At 44.6% G+C, this 7098-nt stretch carries 10 protein-coding genes and 1 pseudogene; 6 read left to right on the top strand and 5 right to left on the bottom strand.

Translation table 11 applies throughout. The features are described 5' to 3' along the window. The first annotated feature begins 77 nt into the window (after positions 1 to 77). From ACJB0T_RS21635 to ACJB0T_RS21650, 4 genes are all read left to right on the top strand, one after another. A complete protein-coding gene (locus ACJB0T_RS21635) occupies positions 78 to 761 on the top strand; it encodes a hypothetical protein (RefSeq protein ID WP_479290391.1) in 684 nt (227 codons plus the stop codon). A gap of 134 nt (positions 762 to 895) precedes the next feature. Beyond that, entirely contained in the window at positions 896 to 1354 is a 459-nt protein-coding gene (locus ACJB0T_RS21640) for a hypothetical protein (RefSeq protein WP_479290389.1), read from the top strand. A gap of 141 nt (positions 1355 to 1495) precedes the next feature. Further along, positions 1496 to 2134 (top strand): HAD family hydrolase, encoded by a 639-nt coding sequence (locus ACJB0T_RS21645; RefSeq protein WP_479290387.1) that lies wholly within the window; start codon positions 1496 to 1498, stop codon positions 2132 to 2134. A 165-nt stretch (positions 2135 to 2299) separates the two neighbouring features. Then, on the top strand, positions 2300 to 2713 hold the full coding sequence (locus tag ACJB0T_RS21650) for a VOC family protein (RefSeq protein ID WP_479290386.1): 414 nt from the start codon (positions 2300 to 2302) through the stop codon (positions 2711 to 2713). Between the two features lie 128 nt (positions 2714 to 2841). Here ACJB0T_RS21650 and ACJB0T_RS21655 read toward each other — a convergent pair whose 3' ends face one another. Beyond that, positions 2842 to 3111 carry a type II toxin-antitoxin system YafQ family toxin gene (locus ACJB0T_RS21655; protein ID WP_479290385.1) on the bottom strand — a complete coding sequence of 90 codons (270 nt, stop codon included), beginning with the start codon at positions 3109 to 3111 and terminating at the stop codon, positions 2842 to 2844. Continuing rightward, on the bottom strand, positions 3098 to 3382 hold the full coding sequence (locus tag ACJB0T_RS21660) for a type II toxin-antitoxin system RelB/DinJ family antitoxin (RefSeq protein ID WP_479290383.1): 285 nt from the start codon (positions 3380 to 3382) through the stop codon (positions 3098 to 3100). The genes ACJB0T_RS21655 and ACJB0T_RS21660 overlap by 14 nt, the downstream gene beginning before the upstream one ends. A 218-nt stretch (positions 3383 to 3600) precedes the next feature. Here ACJB0T_RS21660 and ACJB0T_RS21665 point away from each other — a divergent pair, with 218 nt between their 5' ends. After that, positions 3601 to 3954, top strand: a complete 354-nt coding sequence (locus ACJB0T_RS21665) for a DUF6404 family protein (protein WP_264911100.1) — start codon at positions 3601 to 3603, stop codon at positions 3952 to 3954. A 269-nt stretch (positions 3955 to 4223) separates the two neighbouring features. Here the strand turns inward: ACJB0T_RS21665 and ACJB0T_RS21670 are convergent, their stop codons facing one another. Then, a complete protein-coding gene (locus tag ACJB0T_RS21670; protein ID WP_479292268.1) occupies positions 4224 to 5276 on the bottom strand; it encodes an IS91 family transposase in 1053 nt (350 codons plus the stop codon). Continuing rightward, a pseudogene (locus ACJB0T_RS21675) lies at positions 5276 to 6162 on the bottom strand (tyrosine-type recombinase/integrase). The gene ACJB0T_RS21670 and the pseudogene ACJB0T_RS21675 overlap by 1 nt, the downstream one beginning before the upstream one ends. Positions 6163 to 6198: 36 nt before the next feature. Between ACJB0T_RS21675 and ACJB0T_RS21680 the strand changes: the two are divergent. Then, positions 6199 to 6363, top strand: coding sequence for a DUF3265 domain-containing protein (locus ACJB0T_RS21680; protein ID WP_479290382.1), 165 nt, complete (start codon positions 6199 to 6201; stop codon positions 6361 to 6363). 24 nt (positions 6364 to 6387) lie between these two features. On the opposite strand, the gene ACJB0T_RS21685 is transcribed toward ACJB0T_RS21680, so the two are convergent. Further along, positions 6388 to 6888, bottom strand: a complete 501-nt coding sequence (locus tag ACJB0T_RS21685; protein ID WP_479290380.1) for a hypothetical protein — start codon at positions 6886 to 6888, stop codon at positions 6388 to 6390. Positions 6889 to 7098: the final 210 nt, after the last annotated feature.

Consider the following 7098-nt stretch of genomic DNA (forward strand, 5'->3'; position numbering starts at 1 on the left):
ACGGTGGCTTTGTTTGGGTGTAGTGGTAGTTAGCTGCTACTTAACAAGGCGTTATAAGTTTTCGAGGTATGTGGACTATGTCGAATGTAAACATCAGGTGGTTGATAAAGTTTATGGCACCTGAATATATTGACCAATTCCTCTTTGATGGCTCACTTTATATGAATACGTTACAGTACTTTAGAGCCTATGAGGAAGAAGACGACCAGTTAAGAGCTGACTGCTACGAAGGTTTGACTGCCAGCTATGATTCTAGAAATGTTGAAATGACATTGGTTAAAAGTGGAGAACGCATTGAGACTGTCGGTAAAATTGATGTGTTTCAACCATTGGCAGATTCAATAAATGTATATTGCATGGCGATGATTACTGATGATGATTTAGTTACGCCTTTAAAACTTGATGAAAGATTTGGAAAGTTTGGCGATAAAGCTGTAGTGATTGAAGGTGTTGGGATATTGCACTTCATGGATAGGGTCAAAAACGCTGTAGAACGTGACTTAAACTTAGGTTCTATTTACTCAAGTAGAATTATTTCTAATCCAGTAGATTATGTCAATCGAGAACATCATCATCAAGAGTTGAGCGCATTTAATAAGTTCAAAGAATACAGTTGGCAGCGTGAATATCGGATAGTGCTAGGGCGAGAAGTTGGTTCAGGTCCAATAGCATTAAATATTGGTGATATATCAGACATTGCCTCTGTTGTTGACACGAAAGAGATTATGAATACGGTCTTCACGTTAGAGAAAAACTTATAACAAATTGTTCAAGCAGACAGCTAACAGTCGGCGGTTTTGGTTTGGATTGAGTTTAGTGATTACGGTGGCTTTGTTTGAGTGTCATCGCAGTTAGCTGCTACTTAACAATGCGTTATGTTTAATGAGGATTCCAGATGAAAAAATCTCACCATGAGATTCTCAGATATATTTACGACAATGATGATGCGGGAATTAGAGAGCTATCTAATATTATGAAGCGGAAGCATCAAGACCATCGAGACTTTTACGGACTAGCTGCGTTATTGGATGCCGGATATATTGGGTTTACTGGTCCGGTACATTTAGATGAGCATGGTAAGTTAAATACCTATAAACAAGTCAGATTATTCCAAGCGTATTCACAAGGAGAAGGGACGCAAGAGTATGATGGCGAGTGCATAGTGTTTAATCCAAGTGTACCAGATTCCTTTCTTTATATCGGGCATAAGGGTGTTGAGTACTTCCATGATTTGGACAGGCTGAAAAGTAGCCGTTGGATAGCTTTTGCCTTTGCTCTTATTAGCGCCATTTTGTCAGGAATCATAGTAAGCCACCTAACGGTTACGGCTGTTCAAGTCATACCCGCAGGTTAAAACATAACAAATTGTTCAAGCAGACAGCTAACAGTCGGCGATTTTGGTTTGATTTGGGTTTAGTGATTACGGTGGCTTTGTTTGGGTGCAGTGGCAGTTAGCTGCTACTTAACAAGGCGTTATAAGCTTAAAGGGAATTAAATGAAACATCATGTAATGCTAGATATTGATGGAACACTACTACAGTCATATGCAATGGATGAACAGTGTTTTGTTGATGCTGTGCGAGAAACTACAGGGCTTGAAATATCTACAGATTGGGGTAGTTATCCCTTTGTCACAGATAGAGGAATATTAAAAACCTTTATTGAGCAACAAGGCCTCAAATATTCTCTAGCTGAATTAGAGAGTCTCGTTAAGCCTATTTTTATCCGTAATGTTCAGCAATCGGTTAAAACATCACCTACCCAAGAAGTATCCGGAGCCAAAAAATTCGTGTCATATCTGTTAGACAGTGACGAATATGTTGTTTCTATTGCTACAGGTGGGTGGGGAGAAACAGCTAAGATAAAGTTGGAATCAGCTGGTTTTGAAACTGAGAAACTAGCGATTATGTCATCAAATGATCACTACTCTCGTATCAAAATTATGGAGTTGGCAAAATTAGCAATCAACCAAATTGATAACTATCCTGTTACCTATTTTGGTGACGCAGAATGGGACTTAGAAGCGTGCAAAGAGTTAGCTGTTAATGTAGTGATTGTCGGTGGTAGAGTAAATCATTACCAGCGTATTCAAGACTTTAACTGTTTAGATACTGCTCTGAGTTTCGTGAAATAGGTCTGTACTACTCTTCACCACGCTTATAACAAAGCGTTTAAGACGGATTCACAACGCTTGGCATTTTCGGTTTTATTCAGTTTAAGTGTTTACGGCATAATGGTTTAGGTTAGGTGGTCGCGTTGTTCACCACTTAACGCGGCGTTAGGCGCTCAGAGGATTTGAATGAGAAAGCTATCAGTTTTGACATTGGGTGTGGCAAATCTTGAACGCTCGGCGAAGTTTTACGAGTCGGTACTTGAGCTTGAGCGAACCGACTATGAATCTAGTGAAATTATTTTCTATCACTTGGATGGTGCAGAGCTAGCTTTGTTTCCAAGAGATGAATTGGCCAAGGATATTGGTATCTCTCAAGAAGGTAGCGGATTTTCGGGTATCACTCTTGCTCACAACGTTAGTTCTTCAAAAGAGGTATCATCGCTACTGCAAAAAGCCAAGCTTCACGGTGGCAATATTGTCAAAGAGGGACAGCCAGTTTTTTGGGGTGGTTTTTCAGGTTACTTCTCCGACCCAGATGGACATCTTTGGGAAGTAGCGTGTGGTTCAAAAGAATACGCACTAGAAAAAGAACGCGCCTAACAATTTGTTCAAGCAGACAGCTAACAGTCGGCGATTTTGGTTTGAATTGGGTTTAGTGATTACGGTGGCTTTGTTTGAGTATAGTGGTAGTTAGCTGCTACTTAACAAGGCGTTATGTACCTATTTGTTCAAAAAAGTTCACTGTGTGAGCCTATTCTGGCTAGTTGAAGAGTTCTATCGTGGATGCGATAGATTAGAACTAAGTCCGGCTTAATGTGACAGTCCCGAAATCCAGCCCAGTTCCCACTCAATGGATGGTCAACATTTTTAGCGCCAAGTGTTTCGCCGCGCTGAAGTTTAGAAATAATGTTGCCTACTTCAAGTACATCAGGGATAGGCAACTTGGTCACTTTCTTGAAGTCTTTTTTGAATTGCGTCGAGTATTCAAGAAGATACATTGATTACTTTGCCATCCGTTAATGTGTTGAACAGAGAGTCGACCGAGTCAGCTTTATGGCCTTGGCCAGATACTAGCTCTTGCATTGCAGCAATGCTCTCTTGATTCGGCTGTCTTACTTTGAGCTCGAATGGAATTCCACCGTGATTGATCACTGCGTGAGCAAACAATTTGATAGCTTGTGACGGACTCAAACCAACTTCATCGCAGATGTTGGTAAAAGCTACTTTGGTATCGTGATCGATACGCGTACTTAGCATTTCATTTTTCATAGTTTGTGCCATTTGTATTGCAATGTAATACATCGTAGCACAAGGCTAGGTTCGGTACATAACAAATTGTTCAAGCAGACAGCTAACAGTCGGCGGTTTTGGTTTGGATTGAGTTTAGTGATTACGGTGGCTTTGTTTGAGTGTCATCGCAGTTAGCTGCTACTTAACAATGCGTTAGGTTTCTCCGCGGGAGACATCGAATTCGAGGATTTTGGATCATGGATTATGAAACGAAGCTACAACTTGCGCACAAAGAATTAAGTGACAAAGGTGTTTGGAAGTCGAACTACAATCCTCCACTTGTAAAGTTGTTACGTAAACTTGGAATGTGTTTCCCGCCGCCTTATTATCAGAGCTTTTTTGCAAACGTTATGCTTTGTGTGGCTTTCTTTGCTCCTGTTTGGGGAATCTTCCAATGGTTTCTTGTGTGGAACGAGCTAGGCAAACCAGTTTTAGAAGCAGTTTATATCTCGTTACTTACGGGCGCATTGTTTGGCTTAGTTATGGCAACCTTCTACTACATTAGGCGCAAGCAATTAAATCTAACAGATTGGGGTTCATTGGGAGAATAAGCCCAAAACCTAACAAATAAGGATAAGTGTCGCGTAGCCGACACTTTATCTGGTTGTTGAACAAGCCCGTCACGGTGGCACCTTTATTAGTAATTTGCTCGACCTGAGCAAGAGGGTTTTAGGCTTCCCTCACTTCTCCAAGCCGAGCGAAGCCATTGAGCCGATCATAGGCGATCAGCTCAAGTCGTCTGTTGTCCTGTGCCTCTTTTACGTATCACACCTCCGCGACTTTCGTTGCACCATTATCCTTATCAGCAAGCGCCTCTCGGCTAGCTCGGTCGAGTGATCCCAACGCACGCCATCTCGTGCTCGCAACACGGGCACATTCGCACGGCCTTGCTGTGCACATCGAGCAACGCTGGCATCGGGCCAATTAACTGCGGTGCCAACAAGAGTAAGATAGCGAGCCTTACCCGCCTCGCATTGCCATGCATAAATCCATAGTCCCTAATCCGTTGCAGTCCTTTCGGTAGCACATGCTGCAAGATTAACCAGAGGAACTCGAGCACAGGTAATGTGCGGGTTTCGATCCACTGTGTTTGACTGTTTTGATAACGGAAGGTGACCGCCGTGGCAGAGGTTTCGAGGATGTCTTTGTCAGGCAAAACACCTCGGTAAAGATAGCGTGACAGGTACTTCAGTGCGGGCAGGCCGTAACCGACTTTGCGACAGTCCACGACCCATTTTGAAGGGATATACATTGGCAGATGAAGGTGAGCGTCGAGAGCTATCGTCTCAAGCAGTCTTGCTCGCCAGACTTTGGCCAGTGCGAACGCATTAAACAGGTAGCCCTTCTTGCCTTTATACCAAGTGCGTTTTGCCTCGTCATAGCCGCCCGCCGCAATCACCACATGTAAGTGAGGGTGCAGGTCGCGCTTTCGATTGTGGGTATGCAGCACGGCGGTGAAGCCTTGTTTCCCTAATTGGGCACGCTCGGCGAAGTCCTTTAGCACGCCTGAGGCGACCTTGAACATGGTTTGATAGAGCGCCTTGGGGTGTGTTTGTGCTAACCCTCTGAGTTCGTAAGGCAAGGTAAAGGTCACCATGTAATAGTGAACGGGCAACAGCTTGCGTTTTTGACGCTCCAGCCAGTCCGTGGTGGTGCGGTGTTGGCACTGAGGGCAGTGGCGATGGCCGCACGATAAGGGCAGCCTGTCATCATGATGACAGTGCTGGCAGTACCATTGCGACTGCCCTTGATGCTGTGTTTTACAGCGGAGCATAGCGTTGATGGCACGTCTGATTTCGGGTGTGAGTTGGTCAGTGTACTGCTGTTCGAAGGCGTCTCGGTGCCGCTTAAGTATGTCGATAAAGGTACTCATCATGCGGCCTCCCACAGTACGACCAGTTGCTCGGCCAATTGGTTTAGCGCATGTGCGGCTTGCTTCTGTTTTGGCTCGGTGAGCTGGGTGTAGCGCGCTGTGGTATTGAGGCTGCAGTGCCCAAGCAAGTGCTGTAAGGAACGCAAGTCCAGTCCTTGTTCTAGAAGGTGAGTGGCGAAGCAATGCCTGAGCGTGTGGGCGTGATGGCTAATTGAATGTGGCAGTCTTTAAGGACCTCTTTCATGGCCTTTTGGACCCCACCTCTGTCCATGGGGTTATCGGCTTTGGAGCCGATACCAGGGAACAGCCATTTAGGGTGATGATGCGTGCACCAGTGACCACGCAGGGCTTGCAAGGTTCGTTTAGGCAGTGGCAGTACGCGGTCTTTGCCGCCTTTTCCTTCTCGGATGTGAACGGTCATGGCACTGGCGTCAATGTCGTGGACAGTCAGGTTAAGGGCCTCACCAAGGCGAAGCCCCATGGTATAGAGCGTCAAGAAGAACACTTGGTAGCGCTGCTTTCTGGTCATACTGATGAGCAGCCCAACCTGCTCAGGCGTGAGGATATCGGGCAGTCGCTTAACCTGAGGCGGCTTAACAATATCAAGCCATTCCCACTGTTTATTGAGCGTGTAGCGATAGAAAAACTGCAGGCCATTGCGGTCTAACTTCACGGTACTCCAAGAGTGGGTTTGGATGAGTGAAGCGAAGTAGCGCTTCAAATCTTGGATCGTTAGCTTGTCGGGGACGCAGTCAAAAAACATACTGATGCGACGCACCGCACGGGAATAGGCATCGATAGTCGCAGGGCGTTTGCCTTGTAGGGTGAGGTTAGTAAGATGTTGTTTATATAGGATGTCGAAGCGTTGTTGGTCTTGGGTGTTCATAATGATGCTCTCCAGTTGAGCATTCTCGGGGTGAGAATGTCGATGAAGAGTATGGATGGGGCTGGGTTTTCTGCCGCAGAGCGGCTTCGTTCAACAAACTGTTCAAGAGGGATTCGCAACGCGTGGCATTTTCACTATGCGTTGGTTTTTGTGTTTAAGGTGGTATGCGGCGGCATCGGTATTGCGTTGCTCACCCCTTAACAGGGCGTTAGGCCCCCTCAATGCTCAGAGGGCTTCTACATTGTGTTTACTCCAGAATAGGTTAAATCCTTCCGTAGAAAACCGCATTGTACCAAAGCTACGATGCTGAAAGCTTTCAATACTCACGGGGTCATTTTTCTTAAATTGTTGGATTACGAACTCTGTTCCTTTATCAGTTTCAGGGAAAAGAAAAATGACATTATTTTTATCGCCTTCGTTGATAAAACAAGCCCCGACCATTTTGATAGGCTGATTATTGATATTAACGATGTTTGTTCCAATAAGTGGTTGAATTTGACCTAGCTGAGGGAGCATCTCGTTTTTAGTACAAATGTCTTCTTTGTAATCTGAAAGCTCTAGTCGAAGTGTTAATTTTCCAGAGTTGTTGTGATTCGCAGTAACTGCAGCCATTTTTGTATATTCGGCTTGTGCGTTGTGGAAAACTATAGCGGTAGCTCCCTTGCTCCATTCTACCTCAGGAATAGTAGTCCAATTAGCGAAAGCGTTGTTACTTATGATCAACATGGCTGTTACTATGAATTTGTACATATTTTTGGAAGCTTGGTTGGTGGGTTCGGCGGAAAGGTTAACAGCAATCTTAGTAATGATAAAATTTAGTTTTTACATGGCTTTTAATAAGAGTATTCGCTGTCAAAATAGTTTAGGGGTTCGTTGCTAGCCTAACAAATTGTTCAAGCAGACAGCTAACAGTTGGCGATTTTGGTTTGAATTGAG

It is taken from the genome of Vibrio sp. CB1-5 (genome assembly GCF_059412285.1).

What these genes read in the sequence shown, in the direction of transcription:
- ACJB0T_RS21635 (WP_479290391.1), top strand. Translation starts at nt 78, where the DNA reads ATGTCGAATGTAAACATCAGGTGGTTGATAAAGTTTATGGCACCTGAA.
- ACJB0T_RS21640 (WP_479290389.1), top strand. Translation starts at nt 896, where the DNA reads ATGAAAAAATCTCACCATGAGATTCTCAGATATATTTACGACAATGAT.
- ACJB0T_RS21645 (WP_479290387.1), top strand. Translation starts at nt 1,496, where the DNA reads ATGAAACATCATGTAATGCTAGATATTGATGGAACACTACTACAGTCA.
- ACJB0T_RS21650 (WP_479290386.1), top strand. Translation starts at nt 2,300, where the DNA reads ATGAGAAAGCTATCAGTTTTGACATTGGGTGTGGCAAATCTTGAACGC.
- ACJB0T_RS21655 (WP_479290385.1), bottom strand. Translation starts at nt 3,111, where the DNA reads ATGTATCTTCTTGAATACTCGACGCAATTCAAAAAAGACTTCAAGAAA.
- ACJB0T_RS21660 (WP_479290383.1), bottom strand. Translation starts at nt 3,382, where the DNA reads ATGAAAAATGAAATGCTAAGTACGCGTATCGATCACGATACCAAAGTA.
- ACJB0T_RS21665 (WP_264911100.1), top strand. Translation starts at nt 3,601, where the DNA reads ATGGATTATGAAACGAAGCTACAACTTGCGCACAAAGAATTAAGTGAC.
- ACJB0T_RS21670 (WP_479292268.1), bottom strand. Translation starts at nt 5,276, where the DNA reads ATGAGTACCTTTATCGACATACTTAAGCGGCACCGAGACGCCTTCGAA.
- ACJB0T_RS21680 (WP_479290382.1), top strand. Translation starts at nt 6,199, where the DNA reads ATGTCGATGAAGAGTATGGATGGGGCTGGGTTTTCTGCCGCAGAGCGG.
- ACJB0T_RS21685 (WP_479290380.1), bottom strand. Translation starts at nt 6,888, where the DNA reads ATGTTGATCATAAGTAACAACGCTTTCGCTAATTGGACTACTATTCCT.